This is a genomic window from Peribacillus sp. B2I2, from assembly GCF_041261685.1.
Lineage (GTDB): Bacteria > Bacillota > Bacilli > Bacillales > DSM-1321 > Peribacillus.
Genome location: NZ_JBGCCB010000001.1, coordinates 2,450,272 through 2,474,079, shown reverse-complemented (window position 1 = coordinate 2,474,079; position 23,808 = coordinate 2,450,272). Strand labels below are relative to the sequence as shown.

General features: G+C 39.8%; 17 protein-coding genes and 2 pseudogenes. 7 read left to right on the top strand and 12 right to left on the bottom strand.

Features of this window, described 5'->3' with window-relative positions:
* Nucleotide 1 precedes the first annotated feature (1 nt).
* The 7 genes and pseudogenes from ABIE66_RS12350 to ABIE66_RS12320 form a co-directional block, all read right to left on the bottom strand.
* On the bottom strand, nucleotides 2-1,144 hold the full coding sequence (locus ABIE66_RS12350; protein WP_289324922.1) for an acyl-CoA dehydrogenase: 1,143 nt from the start codon (nucleotides 1,142-1,144) through the stop codon (nucleotides 2-4).
* A 60-nt stretch (nucleotides 1,145-1,204) separates the two neighbouring features.
* A complete protein-coding gene (locus ABIE66_RS12345) occupies nucleotides 1,205-1,816 on the bottom strand; it encodes a TetR/AcrR family transcriptional regulator (RefSeq protein WP_289327306.1) in 612 nt (203 codons plus the stop codon).
* Nucleotides 1,817-2,061: 245 nt separating this feature from the next.
* Complete coding sequence (locus ABIE66_RS12340) at nucleotides 2,062-2,823, bottom strand: hypothetical protein (RefSeq protein WP_370014887.1); 762 nt, start codon at nucleotides 2,821-2,823, stop codon at nucleotides 2,062-2,064.
* A gap of 28 nt (nucleotides 2,824-2,851) precedes the next feature.
* Entirely contained in the window at nucleotides 2,852-3,898 is a 1,047-nt protein-coding gene (locus tag ABIE66_RS12335; protein WP_370014886.1) for a cytochrome d ubiquinol oxidase subunit II, read from the bottom strand.
* Nucleotides 3,899-3,916: 18 nt separating this feature from the next.
* Complete coding sequence (locus tag ABIE66_RS12330; RefSeq protein WP_370014885.1) at nucleotides 3,917-5,278, bottom strand: cytochrome ubiquinol oxidase subunit I; 1,362 nt, start codon at nucleotides 5,276-5,278, stop codon at nucleotides 3,917-3,919.
* Nucleotides 5,279-6,602: 1,324 nt separating this feature from the next.
* Complete coding sequence (locus ABIE66_RS12325; protein WP_289327305.1) at nucleotides 6,603-7,109, bottom strand: acyl-CoA thioesterase; 507 nt, start codon at nucleotides 7,107-7,109, stop codon at nucleotides 6,603-6,605.
* A 555-nt stretch (nucleotides 7,110-7,664) separates the two neighbouring features.
* Nucleotides 7,665-7,972: pseudogene (locus ABIE66_RS12320) on the bottom strand (proline dehydrogenase family protein); the annotation flags it as partial.
* A 625-nt stretch (nucleotides 7,973-8,597) separates the two neighbouring features.
* Between ABIE66_RS12320 and ABIE66_RS12315 the strand changes: the two are divergent.
* A complete protein-coding gene (locus tag ABIE66_RS12315) occupies nucleotides 8,598-10,049 on the top strand; it encodes a flavin monoamine oxidase family protein (protein ID WP_370017033.1) in 1,452 nt (483 codons plus the stop codon).
* Nucleotides 10,050-10,143: 94 nt separating this feature from the next.
* On the opposite strand, the gene ABIE66_RS12310 is transcribed toward ABIE66_RS12315, so the two are convergent.
* Genes ABIE66_RS12310 through ABIE66_RS12300 form a run of 3 tightly spaced genes read right to left on the bottom strand, consistent with a single transcriptional unit; the run spans nucleotide 10,144 to nucleotide 13,774 of the window.
* Nucleotides 10,144-11,256 carry a Ger(x)C family spore germination protein gene (locus tag ABIE66_RS12310; protein ID WP_370014884.1) on the bottom strand — a complete coding sequence of 371 codons (1,113 nt, stop codon included), beginning with the start codon at nucleotides 11,254-11,256 and terminating at the stop codon, nucleotides 10,144-10,146.
* Nucleotides 11,253-12,347 carry a GerAB/ArcD/ProY family transporter gene (locus tag ABIE66_RS12305; RefSeq protein WP_370014883.1) on the bottom strand — a complete coding sequence of 365 codons (1,095 nt, stop codon included), beginning with the start codon at nucleotides 12,345-12,347 and terminating at the stop codon, nucleotides 11,253-11,255. Before ABIE66_RS12305 ends, ABIE66_RS12310 begins: the two co-directional genes overlap by 4 nt.
* Nucleotides 12,344-13,774, bottom strand: a complete 1,431-nt coding sequence (locus tag ABIE66_RS12300; protein WP_370014882.1) for a spore germination protein — start codon at nucleotides 13,772-13,774, stop codon at nucleotides 12,344-12,346. Before ABIE66_RS12300 ends, ABIE66_RS12305 begins: the two co-directional genes overlap by 4 nt.
* 209 nt (nucleotides 13,775-13,983) lie before the next feature.
* Here ABIE66_RS12300 and ABIE66_RS12295 point away from each other — a divergent pair, with 209 nt between their 5' ends.
* The 5 genes and pseudogenes from ABIE66_RS12295 to ABIE66_RS12275 all read left to right on the top strand — a co-directional run bounded on the left by ABIE66_RS12295 (nucleotide 13,984) and on the right by ABIE66_RS12275 (nucleotide 18,695).
* Nucleotides 13,984-15,510, top strand: coding sequence for a spore germination protein (locus ABIE66_RS12295; RefSeq protein ID WP_370014881.1), 1,527 nt, complete (start codon nucleotides 13,984-13,986; stop codon nucleotides 15,508-15,510).
* 18 nt (nucleotides 15,511-15,528) lie between these two features.
* Nucleotides 15,529-16,620, top strand: a complete 1,092-nt coding sequence (locus tag ABIE66_RS12290) for a GerAB/ArcD/ProY family transporter (RefSeq protein WP_370014880.1) — start codon at nucleotides 15,529-15,531, stop codon at nucleotides 16,618-16,620.
* Nucleotides 16,617-17,702 (top strand): Ger(x)C family spore germination protein, encoded by a 1,086-nt coding sequence (locus tag ABIE66_RS12285; protein WP_370014879.1) that lies wholly within the window; start codon nucleotides 16,617-16,619, stop codon nucleotides 17,700-17,702. The genes ABIE66_RS12290 and ABIE66_RS12285 overlap by 4 nt, the downstream gene beginning before the upstream one ends.
* Nucleotides 17,703-17,946: 244 nt before the next feature.
* A complete protein-coding gene (locus ABIE66_RS12280) occupies nucleotides 17,947-18,498 on the top strand; it encodes a Rid family hydrolase (protein ID WP_370014878.1) in 552 nt (183 codons plus the stop codon).
* Nucleotides 18,499-18,517: 19 nt separating this feature from the next.
* Nucleotides 18,518-18,695, top strand: a pseudogene (locus ABIE66_RS12275) (twin-arginine translocase TatA/TatE family subunit).
* A gap of 92 nt (nucleotides 18,696-18,787) precedes the next feature.
* On the opposite strand, the gene cysI reads toward ABIE66_RS12275, so the two are convergent.
* Both cysI and ABIE66_RS12265 read right to left on the bottom strand, forming a co-directional pair.
* Nucleotides 18,788-20,506 carry an assimilatory sulfite reductase (NADPH) hemoprotein subunit gene (gene cysI / locus ABIE66_RS12270; protein ID WP_370014877.1) on the bottom strand — a complete coding sequence of 573 codons (1,719 nt, stop codon included), beginning with the start codon at nucleotides 20,504-20,506 and terminating at the stop codon, nucleotides 18,788-18,790.
* Nucleotides 20,507-20,532: 26 nt separating this feature from the next.
* A complete protein-coding gene (locus ABIE66_RS12265; protein ID WP_370014876.1) occupies nucleotides 20,533-22,347 on the bottom strand; it encodes an assimilatory sulfite reductase (NADPH) flavoprotein subunit in 1,815 nt (604 codons plus the stop codon).
* 350 nt (nucleotides 22,348-22,697) lie between these two features.
* Here ABIE66_RS12265 and ABIE66_RS12260 point away from each other — a divergent pair, with 350 nt between their 5' ends.
* The gene (locus ABIE66_RS12260) at nucleotides 22,698-23,606 is read left to right on the top strand and encodes a LysR family transcriptional regulator (RefSeq protein ID WP_370014875.1); all 909 of its coding nucleotides are present in this window, start codon (nucleotides 22,698-22,700) and stop codon (nucleotides 23,604-23,606) included.
* Nucleotides 23,607-23,808 lie beyond the last annotated feature (202 nt).

The window sequence follows — 23,808 nt, the reverse complement described above, 5'->3', positions numbered from 1 at the left end:
ATTAACAGCCTAATTGTCTGGCGATAACGATTCTTTGAATTTCGGATGTGCCTTCCCCAATTTCCAATAACTTAGCATCTCTTAAATAGCGTTCCACTTCATATTCGCGCATGTAGCCAGAACCGCCATGTATTTGAATCGCTTGATTGCTGGCACGGAACGCGGTCTCACTTGCAAAAAGCTTGGCGTATGCCGCTTCCTTTGCAAAAGGTTTTTTGTTGTCTTTTAACCATGCTGCCTTATATACCATATTCCTAGCCAATTCAATTTCCATCGCCATGTCTGCAAGCTTGAATTGAATCGCCTGGAAACTTGAAATGGATTTACCGAATTGAACCCGCTCTTTTGAAAAAGCTAAAGCCTTGTCAAAGGCTGCTTGTGCGATGCCGACGGCCAAAGCTGCAATCGAAATCCTGCCGCCATCCAGCGTGAATAAAAATTGTTTGAACCCTTTGTCTGGATCTCCCAATAAATTTTTCTTTGGCACGCGGACATTATCAAGAATGATTTCACACGTATTGGAAGCGCGAACTCCCATTTTTTCATAATTGCTATTGATCGTAAGTCCTTCTGTATCCGTTGGCACGATGAATGCAGAGATGATGTTCTTGCCCCGGGAATCCTTACCCGATACAGCGGTAACGGTGATGGTTCTTGAATAGCTGGCATTGGTTATCCATGTTTTCTCGCCATTAATCACATATTCATCACCTTCTAATACAGCAGTCGTTTTCGTACCCCCAGCATCCGAACCCGCATTGGGCTCTGTTAACCCGAATGCTGCCAGAGTTTCACCTGTCGTGATTGGAACGAGATATTTTTGCTTCTGTTCTTCGGTTCCAAAATAGTAAATTGGACTGGCCCCAAGTGAAACGGCTGCTGCATAGCTTAAGCCGGTTCCCCCGCATGCCTTGCCAATCTCTTCAACGGCAATGGCATACGAAATCGTATCTCCGCCCGAGCCGCCATATTCTTCGGGGAACGGAATTCCAAGCAACCCAAGTTTCCCCATTTTTTTGAATACATCCTCCGCAAACATCGACTTGGCATCCAATTCTATCGCAATTGGTTTAATTTCCTTTTCGGCAAATTCCCTAACCATTTCCTTAATCATCTGTTGTTCTTTTGTAAGTGAGAAATCCATTTGTTCATTCCCCTTCCTTTTAAGACCGACTAGTTGGTCTGTACAAGTCATATTTTCTGTTTAATCCGCAACCATTTGGTTTTTCAGTAAAAATGGCTGGGTTATTTCCGCTTTCTTTTGTTTATCTGTCAATAATGCCTGGAGAATTAAATCTACGTAGATATCACCGATTTCATCGATTGTTTTTCCGCCGTCCCTTTTGTACCATTTGTAGGACCAGTTCACCATGCCCAGAATCGACATCCCGGTTATTTCAACAGGCAATTCACTGCGGAACACTCCCTTATCAATACCTTCTTTGATGACGGAAAAAATGATTTCCTTATACATTTGACGCTTTTTTTTAATTGCTTCAACATAAGGTGGCTTTAAGTAAATGCTTTCTTGATAGAAAACTGAGATGTGTGGTTTATAGAGGTCAAAAACTTTAACGAATGATTGAATGATCTTTTGCATTTTTTCTGTTGGATGGGTACTTGCTGAAATGGCTTCTTGTGCTTTTGTTAAAACATATGAAATAAAGTAATCATGAATGACAAATAAGAGCTCATCTTTGGAAGAGAAATGGTGATAAAAACCACCCTTGCTAGTTCCGCATGCCTTAACGATTTCATTAACGGAGACACCATGAAAACCATGCTGATCGAAGAGTGTCAACGATGTTTCAATTATTTTTTCTTTTAACTCCGTAAGACTGCACCCCCTATTTGTATCCGCTTACATTTAACAACATAAAGAGTGTTGCTATGTAGTTAATTGGATTTATTTAGATTTTACCAAATATTTAAAAATTGTCAATTTTTAATTATAAACAAAAAAAACAGCCCTCAAAACCAAGAGCTGTCAACTTACTTTATTTAAGTAAGATATGCCTGAACAATGATTCATTCAAATTATCCGTTTACCAATCACACTGATTATTTATTATTTTTTGCCTTGACTGGTTTTACCTGGGCTTTTACAAGCTTCCATCCATGGTTATAATTCCAGACTGATTTAATCTCAAATATCGGATCACGTTCATCGGACCCTTTCACATTTTGGATTCCCATAAGCCCCTTTCCTTTTCCCAAAACGGTCTTGAGGTCCAGTGAAGAGTATGGATCAACCAAAAGCTCGGTAGGTTCATTAAGCTTTCCATTACGATAAATGCCTAATTCATCATACGTTTGTTTTCTGGAACTCACATCTATCACCACTGGCTTTTGCCCTTCAATTCTGATTTCCGCTTTGTATCCGTCTAGAAATTGGGCCATTACGGGAACGGATGGAGGTACTTCCAATTCCTTAACTTTTCCATCTTTAAACGTATAGGCGTAACTGGTTATCAAACGGTCCTTGCCTTCCATCAAAACCGTGACCAATACATCCTGGACCCCGTCATTATTCAAGTCCGCAACCTTGAGATCAGGTTTATACCCTGCTTCAAGCGGGACACTGATTGTACGGCGATTGCTTTCAACGCTTAACTCAATTTTCTTCAGAAACTTGCTTCCTTCCTCATAAGGCAACCCCTGAATCTGGATGATGTCTATTTTCTGGTCACCTGTTACATCCCTTTTTGTTGAAATATATGTGCCATCGACCTGAAAATTCTTATCATGTGCTTCAACCGCTTGATAGCTCAAAAAGAGTGAGATGACTAAAACCGCATATTTTAGCAGATATAACTTTTTCATAGTGATAACCTCTCTTTTCCAAGATGAACTAATTTGACATTTGGCGCCGTTTGAACTTTCGACGCTGATCTTTCATGAAGATGGACCAGAAATAATAGAAACCTGGCACTAATATCGCAAAGCCCACGATATATGTGGCAAAAACGGCACGGAATGAAGTCGGGTCGGTAAATCCCGAAAGAATCGTGACATTCGGATAAATGATATAGGGTAAATGTGCGATTCCATACACATAACTGCCGATCAAATACTGAATGATAATCGCTATTACGGCGAGGCGAGGCATCCCTTTAACCTCCTGCTTAGAAAAATAGGGCAGGTACAGAGCTACCCCGCTAATGATGAAAAAGACGAGCGAGACGAGTAATAATGCAGAGTTTCTCATCATCCCTTCGTAGATCCAATACGCTTCATTTTTTAACGTGAACATTACCAGCAGAGCCATGGCTAACATAAGCGGTCCCGTTATCATCGCATCCCTGCGGTATATTTTGTATGCTTTCATTTCATCAGCCTGTTTTGAGTAATCAGATAGGAGCAAAGATGATAAAAAAAGCGTGCTCATAATCCCAAACCCCACAAATGCATACTCATTCGGGCTCGTGAAAAGTCTCGAAAGATTCAATTCTTCATTCCCTCTCACTCCCTCGACAAATCCCAGATGGGTGATTGGTAATACGCTGATTAATAGTCCGGGTATGATCAATCCCGTTAATCCTGATATATACGTTAACGCTTTTTCATATTTGTCTACGCTATGCGAGAAAACCAAGAAAGCACTCCTAATGCATAGCAGGACCAAAATCAGGCTCGCGGGAACGATCAAAGCTACCCCGATCGGAAAAACTGCACCTGGAAATAAACTGTAAATCGCAATGACAAGACCAACAACAAAAGTATTAGTCACCTCCCAAGTCGGTGATAAATAGCTATTCGCTATCTTCGTAGCATTCGTTTCCTCCTTTTTAATGTAAGTCATTGCCCAGAAGCCAGCGCCAAAATCCATGGAGGCCATGATGGCATAAAGAAAAATAAAGCCCCACACAAGTGTTATTGCAAGAAGAGCATCACTCATTCGCCTTCCCTCCCCCTTTTATGAATTCGAATCGAAAAGCCTTACATCTTTCTGTTCGGCTTTATATATATCATCCATCACGGAATGTCGTTTGAAATAATACAAAAGTGTAAACACGACCGAAACGCATAAAATGATATATACAAGAATGAACATCGTGAAAAGAAATCCAAGGTTTTCGTACGAGGTGACTGAGTCCTCTGTGGTCAGCATCCTGTATATCGTCCATGGCTGCCTGCCTGTACAAGCAAAAATCCAACCGCATTCGATTGATATCACCGAAAGCGGCCCTGCAGCAACAAACAGCCAGAGAATCCATCTCGGATAAGTCTCCTTTTTCAGCCACTTATTCCAAACCAATGCAAACAGTGCTAACGTAATTAAACCTGAACCAATGAGGACCATGGCGTTGAATAAGATATGGACATAAAGTGGCGGCCAATACTCTTCTGGAAAATCATTCAAACCCGTTACGACCGTATCGAAACTATTTCCAGATAGGAAGCTTAGTACCCATGGAAATTCGATCCCATACTTCACTTCCTGGGCTTCCTTATCTGTATAACCGAATAAGGTAAGTCCAGCATGGTCCGTTGTTTCGAACAATCCTTCTGCAGCCGCCAATTTTTCTGGCTGTTCCTTATATAAATGCTGTGTAGTCGCATGACCATTCAGTGCCGTCAAAAAAGAAAAAACCAAACCTAATACAATACTGAGCCTGAGTGCTTTCTGGTGAAAATTAAATTCAGTAGTCCCATATTTATTTTTCAGCATCTTATAGGCTGCAACTGCCGCTACGACAAACGCTCCTGTAGTATAAGCAGTCAGGGCCGTATGTCCTGCAGTCACTAAGAAACTTGGGTTAAAAAATGCCGCCCAAGGGTCAACATCGACGATTTCCCCATTTTCAAACCGGAACCCAGCAGGTGTCCCTTCAAAAGCATGGACATTCGATATCAAAACAGCCGAAGCCATTGCTCCGAATGCAACAAAGAATAAACTCACGATTCGCGCCCATGGCTTGATTTTTTCAGCAGCATACACATAGATCGACATGAACAACGCTTCAACCATGAATGCATAAATCTCGATTTGGAACGGAAGCGCCATGACACGCCCAATCACTTCCATGAATCCAGGCCATAATAGTGACAGTTGTACACCCGCAATCGTACCGGTCGGAATCCCGACCCCAAGTAAAACCCCTAATGTTTTGGTCCAGCGTTTAGCCATGACAACATACTGTAAATCCTTTGTCCTTTGATACATCAATTCCGCGGCCAACATCATCATCGGCAACCCGACGCCGATCGTTGCAAATATGATATGTACAGCCATATTCGTCCCGAACATCGCACGGGCCATTTGTATATGATCCATACTGTCTTCCTTTCTAACCTTTGTCTCTTGGTAGTATCTCCTCTGTAAAGGAAAATATTTAATAATTTTCCACAAACAAAGTTTTCAAAGATTTTACAGAAAGTCAGTAATTTACTTAATGATGTTTTTGGATTATTTTTTATTCAATATTCTATCGAGGTTATTCTTAGGATATATTTATTTCAGTTAATCGCTTCTTAACCTCGCTTAGATTGCATGTACGAACGGCAATTTTATTATAACTGTGCAAATAATAAAGTATTTATAAAATAAATTACTTCCTCTTTAACTTGTAATTTATTCTTCCGCATAACGAACGGGTCACCAAACAATTACCATTGACATCACTAGGAGTGGCATCAAAGATTGCCGCGAATTCTTCACAATCCTCTAAAGAACGTTCATTTTTATATTTCCTTCACATAAAAATACACACATACCCTACAAAATAGTAGTCTATGTGTGTATTGCGGCCGGCATTGACTTTTGCCCAGTTTTAGGAATGATTTTTCTATATATCAAATAAAAAAGTACGGGTACTAGCCTATATATATTTATTTATTATCCGTAGAACTATCTTAGACATAAAAAGAACAATACATTACAAAATTAACTTTATTGCAAAAATAGCTCTATGTTTCCAGCGAGCGATTTTTGCATCATAACGAAGGACTTCTATAATAAAAAAACTCTACCATATCGTAGAGCCCTAGAAACCAGCAAGTATTGCTAGTACTAACAATACGTTCAGTATTGCTAATATGGTTGTTGCTTCAATTATAGTTGTCGCTGTTTCACACCCTTGTAATCTGCCTATTACAAGAGGGTTTACAGTAATAAATCCATTCGAATCTTGTTTATGACTGTATTCATCTATCATCCATGCCAAATTTGTGGGTGTATAGACCTCTGGGGAATCTCTTTGGTTGTGCCAACAATTTGACTAATCGCACCCATATACATCGACTTACCCGTTCTAATTCAGAAGAGGACATGTTCGGGAGGATCTTTTCCTCCATCAAACATGGATAAAGCAGTTACTTCTGGGTGAAAACGGAAGGCTCAACTGCATCATTTTGTTGAGATCGATAGCCGGTGAAAACTTTTACTTAATCATCACCCATTCGAACAGGTTCTTTCAGTAACTCGTACAATGTTATCTAACTTTTGAATTACTTTTTTTATAATAAACTGGATTGAACTTAGTAAATCAAATACTTCACTTTGCTTATTGTCCGGATTTTCAGCTTGATCGATATTGATAAGGATTGCCTCTTACCTTCTTTCACCTCGTAGGTTATAAGTTTTATCTTTTATATGAAAGTTAAGGATAATCTACATTTAAAAACGTAGCCACATCTTTGCTTTTTTGTTTTCTCTGGTTCCGCATTTTTGCTCGATCTAATGCCGTTTCATGTAATTTTTTTTCTTCTTCTGTCTCCGGAATAACTTTTGGAACACGTGTTGGACGTTTTTGTTCATCAAGTGCAACAAATGTTAATAGAGCAGTCGCTGCAATTCTCCGTACACTGCTTTTTAAATCTTCAGCAATAATTTTTACAAATACCTCCATTGAAGAAGTGCCTGTCCATGCCACATAAGATATAAAACAAACTGAATCCGTTGTACGAATGGGATGTAAAAAGTCAACTGAATCTGTTGAAGCAGTTACACATTCACTTCGACTATGACGTGCTGCAGAAATCGATGCCACTTGATCGACGTCACTCATTAATCTGCCGCCAAATAATGTATTATGATTGTTCACATCATTTGGAAAAATACGACTCGTTCTTATCACCCTTGATTCTTTGCAATATTTTGCTTCTATAAACCCGTCCTCCTAAAACATGGGCCTGAAATCACCTATGTAAACTTTTAGTATATGGTAATATTATGATACAATTTTGAGATTTTTATCCTTCACTTTCGGCCTACATAGCTTAGTGTTCCGAGAATGCGCAGGTTGCTTTAAAATATCATTCACCATCTGCTGTTGCTCCAGCTCTTTGCGAAGCAATAAAAGCTCCTCCTGTTCGAGTAACTGTTGTCTTTCTCTTGGAAGGAACCAGACTTTTCATATTGGTGAAGCCACCGGTCAAGGGAGGACGTGGTCAGATCATACTCATAACTGAGGGTTTTCTTTAATTTCCACTTCCGTTGAAACTGAATCATTATCAATGAATTCTACTTATTATTAACAACGTAAATCTTGCTTATTATGCATGATCAAAGATAAAGCGGAGAAAGAGACAAGATTTATGCTTATGTTTTTCTATTATAGAAAAATAGTAGATGTGCCTATTTGGTTTAATTTCCCAGTTTCGAACTCTAAACGTAAAATATCTTACTATGAAAACTTCACCCATTATTATTAGCTCATCAATTATTTAGAAAAGAATCCTTTAAGGGCAAATGCAATATTTTGGGGTCTTTCTGCCAAGCGACGCATAACATAACCAAACCAGTCGTTACATAAAGGAATATACACACGCAATGTATATCCTTCTTTAGCTAAACTTAGTTGCATGTCTATTCTAAATCCATATAACATCTGAAACTCAAATTGGTTACTTGGAATATTGTGTTTTTAAACAAATTCTTTTACGCTGGCAATTATACGATGATCATGGGACACAATCGCCGTATAACTACCACTCAGCAAATGCTCTTCATGATTCTCATATAATTTTTATGTGTGCACTCACTAAAAATATGAAACTATACTGACTCCAATTGTTGTGCTAAATTAGCGTTTGGTTTCAATGGACCAAGAAAGAAAATAAATTCTTGAAATTCGAAACAATGAATTTAATCATTTCGAAAAACTTCCTTGCCACGCTTAATGCCTCAGTTATTTAATATCCACTTTCTTTATTGCTTGATCAACTTTTATTTATATATATTAGATTGGTGCGATCTTTCCAATATTTTAATAAGGTTGCGAATAGCATTCTTCGTTATTTCATCCCATTGTTCAAAAAAGGCTGAACACTGCTTCTCTAACTTTCTAAATTAATTTCGGCGCCATCATAAATAGTAGTCTTAAGATAGTTAGCTGCCGAAAAAAAGGCATCATCTTTTAACCTCAAATCAGCAGCTTATTCATCTCCTGCACATTTAAATTATCTAAAAATTGAGTATTCCACATAAAGGATAAACCTAGCGGAATATGATAGCAATAATCAATCATGACAAATTAATGAAGATCCTTCATAAATGGTGGACCCATGAGAATAGGATAGCGTATTAGGAAAGTGTAACCGGAGAGGAGAAAAACACTTTGTCCTTTATCAATAGTCCGCTGTCACCCGATCAAATGCTGTCTGCCATCAGAAATGGACTGGGAAAATCCCAAATCCCCAAAAAAATCATAATCATTGGTGCCGGCATGTCAGGGTTGGTTGCAGCATCCCTTTTAAAACAAGCGGGGCACGATGTAACGATATTGGAAGCAACAGGGAGGGTCGGAGGGCGTGTTTTGACCATACGGGAGCCATTTTCAGAAGGTTCCTACCTTGAAGCCGGTGCCATGCGCATCCCGAATTATCATTACTTAGTTGCTGAATACATCAAGAAGTATGGTTTACGAGTCAACACTTTTGTGAATACGACTCCTAATGATCCCATTTATGCCAATGGAATCAAGACGACCGCCGCTATATATCAACGAAACCCGGATATACTGAGGTACCCTGTAGCTCCGCATGAAAGAGGTAAAACAGCTGAAGAATTACTCAACATGGCAATTAAGCCTGTGACTGACTTCATCATTCAAGACCCACGTAGAAATTGGGAAATAGTCATTAAAGAGTTTGATAAATACTCCATGAGCTTCTTTTTGCAGTACAATCCAGTAGGAATCAGTCTATCAACAGGGGCGATTGAAAGCATCAAAGTCCTGATGGGTATAGAAGGATTCCCTGAACTTTCTTTTCCTGCCATACTTCGGGAGCTTATGCCGCTCTTTAATCCAGACGTAAATTTTTTTGCAATCGAAGGAGGAAACGACCGGCTTCCTAATGCTTTTCTACCTGAATTGAAGGATAATCTAAACTTCAGATATGAAGTGACAAAGATCGTTCAACATGATAATCAAGTCACCATCCATTCCAAACATACTCAAAGCAAAAGACCCTTAACGGTCACCGGTGACCTTGCCATCGTGACTATCCCTCTTCAATTGCTGCAATTTATGGATATTGAACCCCGGAATTCCTTTTCCCATAATAAGTGGAAGGCAATAAGGGAACTCCATTATGCTGCGTCCACAAAAATTGGACTTCAGTTCACACATAGGTTTTGGGAAAAGGAAGGAATCTTCGGCGGTAAATTGACGACCGATTTGCCCATTAGATTTTCTTATTACCCCAGCCAAACGAGCAACCAGAGTGAATCCGGTCTCATCTTAGCAAGTTATACATGGGAAGATGACGCCACTTTGTGGGATATCCTTCCAGAAAAAGACCGTTTACAGCACGCATTGAAAAATTTGGCAGTGATCCATGGAAAACAAGTATATGATCATTTTTTATCAGGAGCTTCATATAGCTGGACACTAAATCAGTATGCATACGGCGCTTTCTCCATGTTTAAACCTGGTCAGGAAACGGACTTATTTCCATACATCCCCACTCCTGAAGGAAGGGTCCACTTCGCTGGTGAGCATACATCAACCGTACCAGCATGGATTGAAGGAGCCATCCAATCCGGCATCAGGGTTGCACATGAAGTAACGAATCTTCCTAGAGCGTTCGATGGGCCCTTATAAATGAAGGGACTTTTCCTTATTTGACCATGACTCAACTAAGGAGCACTTAACAAAAAAAACCTTCCCTTTGGAAGGTTTTTCTTCTTATGACCATTCACTTTATCCCTCCTTTTGAACCGAAGTCTATGACCCTTAAATCCACATCATAATTAATATCAGCTTTACTGAAAACTTCGTCCCATTTCTGCTTATTTTTCTCCCAAAACTTCGGATGCTGAATTTCCACATAACGATAAAATCCAGCTATCCCTGTTTTATATTCATGCTGTAATTTGTATACGATTTTCTCGACATCCTTCTCAACTTCATCCTCGGCAATTCGCTCAATCTCTTTTAAATAGGCTTCTTCAAATGAATTTTCCTTACCATACCAATCTTCCGAAAGTCTTCCTGTGTAACCGACCTTAACATTTATCGTCAAATGATCCCCGTTCAATTCCGTCGTGATTTTCCTCCTTGTCCTTTTGATCACTTCAACACTTAAAGGCTTACCGTGTTGGACCGTTTCGATTATCCCGCCTTTCAAATTTCCGTTCAACCAATTCAAAGCAGCTATATCCTCATCATTCATGACCCCGACCAACTTTGAATTGTTGATCACCCCTGCACCCTCCAAAATTAATTTCCCTCTCCTAATATTAACGGCCTGAATGGCAAAGCTTCCATCTGATTGCAAATTTGAGGAAGCTTTGCCCATCGTTAAAGGTGGAAGGATTTTATTCGTTCGATTCACATTATCTTTCAATCCATAAATTACATTCGAAGGGATTTCACCATCGTCGGATAGTCCCAAAATTTCTTTTGTCGGTCTCTTTGTTAAATAAACAAGACAACTTCTCCTTGTATTGTTATCTCGTATGGACTGATTAATGATAGCTTCCATAGGTACTTTCTTTAATACATCTTCATTAATGATCAGGATACGCTGATGATTGGTTAAAACCGTATTGGTTATGAGCAAAGAATCCCTTATTGCTTCATGCAACGTTTTGGCACTGACGGTAACATTCTTATATTTTAGTTGAGCTTGATTCTCCTGAACACCACTTCCTGGAGGTACCAGAATTTGCTGTGTTAACATAATTTCGTCTTTCTTTTTACTATTATCGATTCCCATTCCGACCACAAGGGATAATTCTTCAATATTTTGACTGTCCCAACAGCCTGTAAGCAAAGGAATAAGCAAGATTAACCATAATCTTTTCATCCGCTTCTTCTACTCCTTTTCACTTGAACGATTGCGAATGTAATAATTGGCAACCCAATCAATATAAAGGGAAATACATAGCCCAGCAAATCGCTCATTTTAAAAATCTCGGTTGTATTTTTAGGGATTTTGGCGAGAAAAAAAATGATTGGAACCAAAACAATAAGGTTCGTTGAATATGAATTGTTGAAAATTTTCGTCAGTCCTTCTGCTGCGAAGTAATAGTAAATTGCATGTGTACAAAAGAACTGAAGAATCCAGGTGATTAAGAGAAACAGCTCTAAACGCTCTATAAATATCCCTTTTACTTCATACGATTGAATAAAAGAAATGGTTGGCCATGTAACAGCTTTGACTTCAGGAACAGCCAGTGTAGCGACTACCAGAACATATGTAATCACATATAATATCATCGGTATGAAAAAACCGATTAAAACGCCACTTTTTATCTTGTTTTGATTTTTAACGACGCCAAACAAAAAGATGAAAAGTTCAATTCCAAAAAAAGACAAAGTCCCGGAGCTCATTCCTTTCATCACAGGGAGAAACCCTTTTCCAAGAACAGGCTGCAGGTTTTTTATATCGACTACTTTTATACTGAACATATAAATGAACAAAACGATGACAATTGTCAGTGGTAGAAAGAAGACGCACACCTTTGCTATCGCTTTAATTTTGCCTGTCAATAGATGGACACTCGTTAAAATCAATGTGAGCATTACTATTTCAACCGGGGTATCCTCCAACAAATAAAATCGGACCATTTCACTCATTGCAAGAACTTCAAAACTGGCCACACCTACAAAGTACACCACCACGATCAACCCAATAATTTTGGAGAGCCACTTTCCATATGCCTCCTCCATGTATGTGTAATAGTTAGCCACCTTATGTTTTTTTAACAGTACAACCAATAAGCATATGAAAAGGGCAATAGCAATCCCATTAAAAATCAAGACGATCCATCCATCGGATGAATTAACTTTTTCCGTTATCGTCCTTGGCAGCGTAAGCATCCCAACTCCTAACATGGCGCATGAAATGATCGATGCCAATTCCCCACTATAAATTTTGCCGTCTGCTTGGCTCAAGAAAGTTCTCCCCCCTTTTTCCGCTTCGGTAACCGGAGGAACGCGTCCTTCCAAGTCTTTTTACCGATAAAATCCGTTGGTTGAAAATAAGGTTCTTGAAAGCTAGTCAATTTCGACAAATGGCTGATAACGATGATAAAGAATAAAGTGGTTCCATATAGGCCTAGAACGGCGGAAAAAATCATCGCCCCGAACCTTAATGCCCTGAATGCCAGTCCAAAGCTATATTGTGGTACCGTAAAAGAGGTAATCGTAGTAATCGCAACGATTATGACCATGAGGGAACTCACAATATTCGCTTGAACGGCTGCTTGTCCAATAATTACACCACCAACCAATCCAACCGTTTGCCCAATGGGCGCCGGGAGCCGAATGCCTGCTTCGCGAAGCAGTTCAATCGTCAATTCCATAATGATAGCTTCAACAAAAGGCGGAAATGGCACGTTCTCCCTTGTACCAGCGATGGTCATCGCTAGTTCCGTCGGCAGCAATCCAGGGTTGAACGAAACCAAGGAGATATAAATTCCTGAAAGAAAAACGGTAATAAATAAAGAAAAGTAACGAAGGACACGTAGAAAAGAACCCGCGACCCACCTTTCATAATAATCATCAGGTGACTGCAGCAGCATCGTGATCGTCGTAGGTGCCATCAACGCAAATGGCGAGCCGTCAACCATGATGACCACCCTTCCCTCCTGCAGTGCCGCCAATACTTTATCCGGACGCTCCGTATTCTGGATCTGTGGGAAAGGGCTAAACGATGTATCTTCAATTAATTCTTCAAGCATCCCCGAGTCTTGGAGATCGGTAGCTTTTACTCCGTTTATCCGATCATTCACTTCTTTTAACAAAGAATCGCTTGCTTTTCCTTCATAATAAACCAATGCAACTTCCCGCTTTTCAAGCGTCCCTAACTTCTGTTGTTTGACGATTAGGTTGGGATGGTTTGAATATTGTCTTATCAAGCCGATATTTTCCTGGAGACTTTCGATAAACCCAAGCTTCGGTCCACGGACAACCCTCTCTGTCGAAGGTTCACTCAGTGTACGAATTTTCTCCTTTTCCAGATTCAAAACATAACCATTTGTTATTCCATCTATAAATAAAAGTGTTTTCCCGTCAAAAATATGCTCTATTGCTTTTTCATATGTTTCAACATCTTGTTCCCTGACTGAACAGATTTTGGAAATGACCAGCTTCTCGATGGAAACCGGGTGCCTTGATTCGACCTGCGCAGCGGATAAATCCAGGACTATATCATTGAATGCTGGATAATCCATCGTTCCATTGACAAATATAAATAATCCTGAAACTTCATAACCGGGAATGAATATCTGTTTAAAAACTACATCATCCTGCATATCCAATTCAGATTTCAATTTTTCCTGCTTTTGATCCAATCTTATATGCAAGGGTTTACTTTTCATGGTGAACTCCTTTGATTAAATGCGTTTTATTTTAGTTTCCACTTTCTTCAATTATTTTATTCGAAAAGGATATGGTGACAGCTTTTAGACCAAGGATCTTTATAATGTATTCCCTTTCCGAAACGAGCATCCTAAACAATCCAAAATGGTTAATATGTAATTAAATTGCAAATGCTAGGATAACAAGCTTTAGTTTAGAGGTGACAGCATTGTTTAACCGCGGAAAGTTCAAAAAAAAACCCAATCAACCAAACGATAAAAATGATGAATTAAATAAAGTTTCGGATGTAAGGGATCTATTCAATACCCTTTCTTCATCCAATGATTTCATGAACCATCAAGGAACATATCATGGCGTAGGCTATTGGGTATCTTTTTATCGCTCTTTAATTGATGCGCAGGAACTTCATAAAAGTGTCCTTTCTGTCATACCAACTCTGGAAGCGATAAATTTGGAGCAAATTAAAGAAAACGTTCCTATAGAAAATACACTAATCACCAGTACCAAGGTTGTAATCGAAGAAAGGATCATGAGAGGCGAAATTGCCATTCGTTTAGATGGGAATCTTGATGAATGCCTATTAATCAATGTTGCTGCCCAACAAGGAAGGCAAGTTGATAAACCTGAACTTGAATTTGGAATCATAAGTGCTCAAGAAGCTTTTGTCGAGGATCTTGATATCAACCTGAATCTAGTCAGAAAAAGGCTGCCTGTACCTGGATTGCAGGTAAGCGAACTGACTGTGGGGTCGTTGTCTAAAACGAAAGTGGCGGTTTTATCTATAGAAGGAATCGTTGATCAGGAAAATGTCGATAATGTTATTCAAAGGATCAATGATGTAGAGTTTGATGAAATATTGGACGGGTCCTATCTCGCGCAATTGCTATATGATGATTCAAATACCGTGTTTCCCCTTTTTCTAAATACGGAAAGACCCGATCGCATCGCAAGTGCATTGGCTGAAGGTAAAGTAGCCCTGTTAATCGATAGGTCGTCTTCTGCACTTATTACTCCAACCATTTTGTTGGAATACTTTATCACCATGGAAGATTATAATATGCCGTGGGTTCCGGCATCTGCATTCCGTTTATTAAGGATATTCGCGGTCGCTTTTTCGATATTTGCTACTCCCATTTATGTAGCCGTGCTGACCTATCATTATGAACTGATTCCTAAAGATCTTTTGGAAACGATTGTTACTTCAAGGAACTTAATACCTTTTCAACCCTTGATCGAAGCATTATTCTTGGAGATTTCCATTGAGTTATTACGTGAAGCGGCTGCCAGGCTGCCAACAAAGGTAGGTCAGACATTAGGTATCGTCGGCGGTATCGTTATCGGTCAAGCTGCTGTTGTAGCTGGCTTGACCAGTAATATCTTATTGATCATCGTTGCCCTCTCGGCATTGGCATCATTTGTTACGCCCATTTATAAAATGGGGAATGCCATACGGCTGCTGCGGTTCCCCTTTTTAGTGGGCGCCCAGATTTGGGGGTTGCTCGGCATAACCATAGCAGCTGTGTTTTTGTTGACCCACCTTATCAAATTAACGTCAATGGGACACCCATACCTTGAACCGATATACCCATTTCGCATGCAAGATTGGAAAGATAGCTTTGTCCGACTCCCCTTTAATTTTTTCAAGTCGCGACCTGTAAATTTACGTCCTGATAATACGTCCAGACAGCCACAGCCCAAAAAAGCAAGAATCAAAAAAAATGATTTTAATGAATGATTTAAATGAGGGTCCTATATGAACCAAGCTGGAGTTAATGAAAAGTATAAAGTGTCACCGTTCTATGTGTTTTTTTTAGTGCATTCCATGCAAACAGGAGTAGGCGTTTTAAGTTTTCAAAGAGTTTTAGCGAAGTCCACGGGAACGGATGGCTGGATTTCGATATTACTAGCCGGACTGATCGTTCATATATTGATTTGGGTGATATATAAAATCTTCAGTATCGTCCCTGGTGATATCATTTCCGCAAATAATCATGCATTCGGGAAATGGATCGGGAATTTCTTCAGTTTATTATTCATTCTTTACTTTTTGATACTTGGGATGACAGTCATGATCAGCTATATAAATGTCATACATGTATGGATGTTTGAAGAGGTACCATCTTGGGCGTTTGCTTTAATATTCCTGATCCTCATTTATTATATAAATACGGGAGGGTTCCGAACAATTACGGGTATTGCCTTTTTAAGCGTCATTTTGACATACTGGCTTTTATTTGTCCTGTTCTATGCCATGAAATACTCTGAATTCACTAATTTGCTCCCTATTTTTCACCACACTCTATTGGATATATTGAAAGGAACCAGAAGTACTTCCTTAACGATGCTTGGTTTTGAAATGATCCTGATGTTTTATCCGTTCATCAAAGATGCTAAAACTTCACAAAAATATGCTCATGGAGGGGCCTTGACAACAACCTTAATAAACTTATCCTTTTATTTGGTTTCACTGGTTTTTTATTCACAAAAACAATTGGAACTGACTATATGGCCGACACTGTCATTGACCAGCATTGTCGAATTGCCCTTTATTCAGCGATTTGAATATATAGATGTTTCTTGGTGGGCCATCGTAATCATTCCCAACATGACCATCGCCTTGTGGGCTGCAAGCCGAGGTTTCAAGCGTTTATTCAATGTTCAGCAAAAGTATCCATTATGGGTGATGTCCATTATCATCCTGCTTACAAATATTTTTGTTTTTGATGTCGATTCCCTATATATATTGAATAAAATAATCAATCCATACGGCGTGCTCTTCCTTGCTTTATACTTGCCTCTTCTTTTGGTCATCATTTATATAAAGAATAGGAGGAAACGCAAATGAGAAAGTTACTTCTTATTATCTTGACTTTCCCCCTCCTTTGCAGCTGTGCCCAGCCAAGGGTGGTTGACGAAGTCAATATGTCCCAAGCCATTGGCTACGATATACTCAAGAATGATATCGTCGAAGGGATGTTCGTCATCCCTATTTTCCAACAGGACAAGATCGGTAAATATCAAATCTTAACTGGAACATCGACGACAACGAGTGATGTTCAGGCTGTCGTTTCCAAAAAAGCGGATAAGCCTGTGTTTCTTGGACAGACACGCATCGTTTTATTTAGCGAAAAAATCGTTCATGAAATCGGAGTGACAGAACTGACTGATTATCTCTACCGTGAGCCACAACTTGGAAACAGGGTCATATTGGCCGTCGTTGAAGGAAAGGTCAAGGATGTAATAAATACGAAACCTCCAAATACGAATGTGAATGTTGGAATCTTTTTATCGGATTTGATTAATCAACAGAATGAAACAGGGAATGGACCCGATACAAACCTCCATCTTTTTTTAGGAAACGCCCTGGAAGATGGCGGAGATTCGTATCTTCCTTTAATTAAAATAATTAACAATGAAGTTGCGGTATCGGGAGTGGCCTTGTTTCATGAAAATAAAATCGTCAGTAAAGTCCGAACGAGAGATATGTTCGTTTTCAAGACATTGGTTCAATCTCATAGACGGGGAATTTACAAATTTAAATTAAAAGACAAGAAAAAAAGCGATATCGTAGTGGAAAGCATCCGAAGCGGTTCAAGTTATGAGGTCTCCGACTCAGAGAGAAATCCCTCAATCACGATTAAACTTAAAATAAAAGGGCAAATCAAGGAATCAATGCGAAGTGAAAATCTAACCAATAGAAAGATGATAAAAAAAATCGAACAGGATATGGAAGATGATTTAACGAGGCGAGCAAACCGTCTTATTAAAAATTTTCAGAAAAAAAACATTGATCCGATTGGCTTAAAGGAAAAATATCACGCCAAAAATAAAAAAATGACCTATGAACATTGGAAAAAGATTTATCCGAAGATGGACATTAAAGTAAAAACCAAAGTTGACATCATCCAAACCGGGGTCTCAGAATAATAAATATTAAACGAATATCAATAGGGCATTTAATATTCTTCATCTGTTCGTAAAAACTACTACCATATATTGAATATACAACAGGGTAGAATTCATTTTGCTTGTGAATATCACATTTATTAAATCGGTTGCACGGCAGGTGCTTTTAAATCAGCCAGATAGCATAAAAGAAGGTAAGGTCACTACTTGAGTAGGATAAAACATTAACCTTACGATGTTTTTATAATTGAAAGGAGCTGACTTTATGAAGAATACCATAATATCAGTCATTGCTACTTCAATATTAGGTATAAGTTTAATCGTCGGATTCTCTTTAGCTTCCGCAAGTAGCGAAAAAGATGAATTGAACTCGGATAAAGTGACCTTCTTTGGGTCCCCAACTTCTGCGATTTCCAGTTCAGTTGCTGTACCTCAAAGTTATAACCGGTTATTGTTTAGTGGAACAGTCTCTCCTCTTTTAAACAAGGATGGAAAAACCACTTATGAGAGATATGGCAATACAGAAAGGCAGGCTATCGGAATTTTAGAAAAATTAAAAGCAGATTTGATAACAAAAGGACTTTCCCTCGCTGATGTAACCTTTCTTCGTGTGTATGTCGCACCAGATCCAAACAAAGAAGGTACTCCAGACTATCAAGGTTGGTTTAATGCCTATGCTATGTTCTTTAATACAAAAGAAAATCCAGTGAAAACAGCTCGTTCCACAGTAGGGGTGCAAAGTCTGGTTTCGCCGGATTATCTCATTGAGATTGAAGCAGAGGTAGCCTTTAAAAATAACAGCAAGTCAAAAAAATAGACGATAGAAGTGAATGGTCATGTTTCAAAATCTCGGGGTTCCAGGCCTAGTTATAATTCTTATCACTTGTGATTTTTGGTCCTGAAAAATCACCTGAAATCGGGCGGGCTTTTGGGCGAACTTTATCTGAATTCAAAAGTGCAACCAAGGGGTTGATTGATGAGGAAAATTGGAAGAGAAAAAACTTGAGTGATTGAAGGATACAAGCCAGAAAACTTTTCTATTTAATAAAAAACACCTTAAATACAAACCGAGACAGGAATACTTTCCTGTCTCTCGTTCGTGTTAGTCAATCATGAAAATTCGTTCCATCCGTCACTTCTTTAACAATGCCTGCATTGATGACAAAGTCCCCGAAACGCTCCCCTTCCTGTCGTTCTTTTGCATAACGGGAAAGTAGCACTCGCAACTCTTTTAAAATCTCATCTTCACCGATGTTCTCACGATACATTTTGCTTAATCGGCTTCCATCGAATGCAGCACCGAGATACATATTATATTTGCCAGGTGCTTTCCCGATAAAACCGATTTCTCCTAGTGCATGTCGGGCACAGCCATTCGGGCATCCGGTCATTCGTATCGTGATTTCTTCGTTCCTCAGCCCGTTTTCATCAACGATGGCCTCGACTTTATCAATCAGAACCGGCAAATAACGTTCCGCTTCTGCCATTGCCAACCCGCATGTTGGAAGCGACACGCATGCCATCGAGCTGCGTCGGAGCGCTGAATGGCGTGAACCATCCGTCAAACCGAATGTTTCGAGCAATTCAACGATCTTTTCCTTTGTCTCGCTTGATACATTGGCAATGATCAGGTTTTGATTGGCCGTCAAACGGAAATCGCCCGTGTGGATCTTAGCGATTTCGCGCAAGCCGGTCATCAGTTTGTAATCTTTGATATCGGCAATTCGGCCACCCTCGACAAATAGTGTAAAATGCCATTTACCTTGAATGCCTTCTACCCAGCCATAGCGGTCACCATTATTGTCGAAATGATAAGTTCTCGCCTCCTCAAGTTTCCATCCAAGACGATTTTCCAGTTCAGCCTTTACCGGTTCGAGCCCAAGCCTGTCAACCGTATACTTGAACCGGGCATATTTCCGGACGGAACGGTTTCCGTAATCGCGCTGAATCGTAATGATCTTTTCCGCGACATCCAGTATATGGTCAGGCTTGCAAAAGCCGATTATTTTGGCTAGCTGTGGATAAGTCTCTTTGTCACCATGGGTCATTCCCATACCGCCACCTATCGCCACATTAAAGCCAACGAGTTTCCCATTTTCAATAATGGCTATGAAGCCAAGATCCTGGGAGTAGACATCAATGTCATTGGAAGGCGGGACCGCAATGCCTATTTTAAACTTCCTTGGCAAATAAAGCGGACCGTACATTGGTTCGACTTCCTCCAATTCAGGTGTACCGACAACCTTTTCTTCATCCAGCCAGATTTCATGGTACGCCCTTGTACGTGGCAATAAATAATCACTCAATTTTTTCGACCATTCATATACTTCGGAATGGATTTCGGATTGAAATGGAATTGAATTGCACATTACGTTACGGTTTACATCCCCGCATGCAGCGATTGTATCCAGCATGGACGCATGGATTTCCTGAATGGTTTTTTTCATATTCCATTTTAAGATTCCATGCATTTGAAACGTCTGTCTTGTTGTCAATTTCAAGGTACCGTTACCGTATTTCTGAGCAAGGTCATCCATGACAAGCCATTGGGAAGGCTGTGCAACCCCGCCTGGCATGCGGACACGCAACATAAACTGATAGGCAGGCTCAAGTTTTTGTTTTTGACGCTCATTGCGTAGGTCCCGGTCATCCTGCAAATAGCTGCCGTGGTGTTTCATTAACCGATTGTCATCATCTGGAATACCGGCGCTGATCCGCTCCTGCATCACTTCTCCAAGTGTACCTCGCAAATAATTGCTTTTCGCTTTAATTTGCTCAACATCACTAGGCGGGCCTTCTGGTGCTTTTAATAGTGGGTTCACCATGTTGTTATCTCCTTTTCATCCATATTTCAGTACACATCACGTTGATAACGTTTATTCTGTTGCATATCTTCAAGATAAGCTTGCGCATCAGCATGGCTCATCTGACCTTCTTTTTCTATGATCTCAATAAGCGTATTATGGACGTCATGTGCCATGTTTTTCTCATCACCGCAAATGTAAACCGCTGCCCCTTCTTGAAGCCATTCGTATAATTCCGCGCTGTGCTCGAGCATCCGGTTTTGAACATACACTTTTTCATCCGCATCACGTGAAAAGGCAACATCCATTTTCGTAAGTACACCTGTTTTCAACCACTTTTGCCATTCAGTCTGATAAAGGAAATCCGTCACGAAATGCTGATCGCCGAAAAAGAGCCACGTTTTCCCTTTCGCTTCCGTTTCTTCGCGATCCTGGATAAAGGATCTGAACGGAGCAATGCCCGTTCCCGGTCCAACCATGATGATTGGAGCATCTGGATTCTTAGGCTGCTTGAAGTTCTGGTTATGCTGAATATAAACGGGCAGGGTGTCCCCTGGCTGTATTCGGTCCGCACATAATATGGAGCAGACTCCTTTTCGATCCCGACCGTGACTTTCATACCGGACAGCACCTATGGTCAAATGCACTTCATCCGGATAAGCGGATAAGCTATTCGCGATCGAATATAGACGTGCTGGCATTTTCCGGAGTATAGATACGAACTCTTGCGCCGTTTCACCCCATGAGCCAAAGTCACGGAGAAAATCAAGTAAATCACGGCCTTCACGATATTCTTTTAGTCCTTCTTCATTACCTGGTGATAGGAGCTCCTTTAATTCCTCGTTACCTGAAAGCTGAGCGGCCTGCTCAAGGAACGATTTTGTCAAAACCGTAATTTCAAAATCGGAGATGAGCGATTCCCTAAGCTGACGAAGATCCCCCTGCTTATTGACCTTCACGGTTTCTTCAGGGTCCCAATCGAGTTCCATAAGAAGCATATCCACTAATTCAGAATCATTTGTCGGATAAATACCAAGGCTGTCTCCAGGTTCGAATGTAAGACCAGATCCTTCAAGTGATAATTCAAGATGATGTGTCTCTTTATTAGAGCCACGGCCGTTCAAGTTTATATTTTCAAGCACTTCCGCTTTAAACGGATTTGTCCTGGAATACGTGTGTTCACTTTCTGGAGCTTTCGCTGCAGGGACTGCTGTAACGGTACTTCCTTGCTCTTCACTTAAACTGGAAATGACTCCTTCCAGCCATTCTGAAGCCGGCTCATCATAATCAAGGTCACAGTCCATTCGAGGAAATAACCTTGTCCCGCCAAGTTCCTCCAAGCGTTTATCGAATTGTTTTCCCGTTTCACAAAAAAACTCATATGAGCTGTCTCCAAGCGCCAATACCGAAAAGCGGAGTTCTTCAAGGCTTGGTGCCCTCCTGCCATGAAGGTACTCGTGGAAGGACAACGTATTATCCGGTGGATCACCTTCCCCATGCGTGCTAACGGCAATAAGAAGATTTTGGACTTTTTTCAAATTGTTCACCTTAAAGTCACTCATGGATGAAATGGTAACCTGAAAGCCATTACCCTCAAGCTTTCTCGCCGCATTTTCTGCCAGCCCTTGAGCATTGCCCGTCTGTGAACCATAAAGAATGGTAACTTCTTTTGATATTGTCTTCCCGCTGCTTTGAGCTTCCATTACCGGTGTTTCGGCCGTTCCCATATTCGAAACTGACAAAGATGCCGTCAGATAACCGCTCAACCAAATTTTTTGTGTTTCTGTTAAGCTAGGCAGTAGATTGTTAAGGAGCTCTGCCTGCTCATGTTTAAAGGGACTGTTCATTACCTGAAGTTGCACGATTTCCACCTCACAAAGGGATATTAACTTATCTTAGTTGACTCTTATGTATAAAGAGTGGGTTTAAACATTTATTTCCATCCATAAAATCAATTAACTCGTTTACTCCTATAGACCAAGTCGGTTTTAACTGCAAAAAAAATCACAAAGTACAGTTCATACACGGAGGGAACATTTTTTCATAGCAAGCTAGAAATAAAAAATAAGGTTATAAAGGACGTTATCCTTCCCCAGTCTAGACTCTTCCTAAAATAAGTTTCTTATTAAACTTTACCGGAAGGCACATCATTAGTAAAATATATATAATTTATTGTAACTATTAAGAATATTAATAATAAGGTGGTAATTCTATGTACTATGATGCTCTAAAAACATTTGTGACCCTTGTGGAAGTCAAGAATTTTACTAAAACGGCAGAAATGCTTCTAATGTCACAACCAAGTGTTAGCTTGCACATAAAAAAATTAGAGGAAGAGTTCCAAACCAAATTATTTCTCCGCTCCCCTAAATTCCTAAAAGTCACCTTGACAGGAGAAATTCTTTACGATCGGGCTAAGCAAATGATCACAATATATGAACAGACCAGACAAGACATCCAGGAACATGATAGGTCCATTAAAGGAGAATTAAAGATAGGGGCAAGTTTTACGATAGGAGAGTATATCCTACCTTCGTTGCTCATCGACCTTCAAAAGGATTACCCTGAACTTGAACTTCAAGTCGTAATTGGAAACACTGAAGAAATCGTTCAAGCCGTTCGGTTATACAAAGTGGATATCGGCTTGATCGAGGGTCAAACTAATGAAAAAGAGCTTTCTGTACACCCCTTCATGCAAGATGAGCTTTTCGTTGTTTCTTCCAACGACCATGAACTCGCTTATAAAGAAGAAGTGGAAATTACCGATTTACATGACCAAGCATGGGTAACCAGGGAAGTTGGGTCCGGTACACGAGAATACCTTAACCATGTCATACGTTCAAATGGTTTGAAGATTAAATCGATACTTACGATTAGCAGCAATCAAGGTATTAAAGAAACACTTATAAAAAACGGCGTAGGGCTGGCTCTCCTTTCCCAAAGTGTCATTGAAAGGGATGTGCAAAATAAAATCCTTTCTATTATTCAGTTAAAAAATGAATCCTTTAACAGAACTCTTTCCTACGTGTATTCACCAATTATGGAAGATAAAAAGAATGTCAAGACTTTTATAACTGAATTAAACAAAAAATGGCCTATGAAAGCCAAGCCGATAATTTGATCCTTGCAAAAGATGCAATCTATGAATGAAGTACTTGCTGGTAATCCTGATGACAGGAACCTTTTTAAGTGATATAGACTAACAAACTTAACCGAATGATCCGGGATTAGGCTGTTTAACAGTTTGCTTCTGTACTTTATTAGCATTCACAGCCTGCCTTTTGATTTAATGAATGGAGAGGAAAATGGAGTTTATTACGTGG

Coding starts and splice junctions, on each gene's coding strand:
- ABIE66_RS12290 (WP_370014880.1), top strand. CDS start 15,529: ATGAACCAAGCTGGAGTTAATGAAAAGTATAAAGTGTCACCGTTCTAT.
- ABIE66_RS12340 (WP_370014887.1), bottom strand. CDS start 2,823: ATGAAAAAGTTATATCTGCTAAAATATGCGGTTTTAGTCATCTCACTC.
- ABIE66_RS12330 (WP_370014885.1), bottom strand. CDS start 5,278: ATGGATCATATACAAATGGCCCGTGCGATGTTCGGGACGAATATGGCT.
- cysI (WP_370014877.1), bottom strand. CDS start 20,506: ATGGTGAACCCACTATTAAAAGCACCAGAAGGCCCGCCTAGTGATGTT.
- ABIE66_RS12350 (WP_289324922.1), bottom strand. CDS start 1,144: ATGGATTTCTCACTTACAAAAGAACAACAGATGATTAAGGAAATGGTT.
- ABIE66_RS12300 (WP_370014882.1), bottom strand. CDS start 13,774: ATGAAAAGTAAACCCTTGCATATAAGATTGGATCAAAAGCAGGAAAAA.
- ABIE66_RS12315 (WP_370017033.1), top strand. CDS start 8,598: ATGCTGTCTGCCATCAGAAATGGACTGGGAAAATCCCAAATCCCCAAA.
- ABIE66_RS12335 (WP_370014886.1), bottom strand. CDS start 3,898: ATGAGTGATGCTCTTCTTGCAATAACACTTGTGTGGGGCTTTATTTTT.
- ABIE66_RS12260 (WP_370014875.1), top strand. CDS start 22,698: ATGTACTATGATGCTCTAAAAACATTTGTGACCCTTGTGGAAGTCAAG.
- ABIE66_RS12285 (WP_370014879.1), top strand. CDS start 16,617: ATGAGAAAGTTACTTCTTATTATCTTGACTTTCCCCCTCCTTTGCAGC.
- ABIE66_RS12280 (WP_370014878.1), top strand. CDS start 17,947: ATGAAGAATACCATAATATCAGTCATTGCTACTTCAATATTAGGTATA.
- ABIE66_RS12310 (WP_370014884.1), bottom strand. CDS start 11,256: ATGAAAAGATTATGGTTAATCTTGCTTATTCCTTTGCTTACAGGCTGT.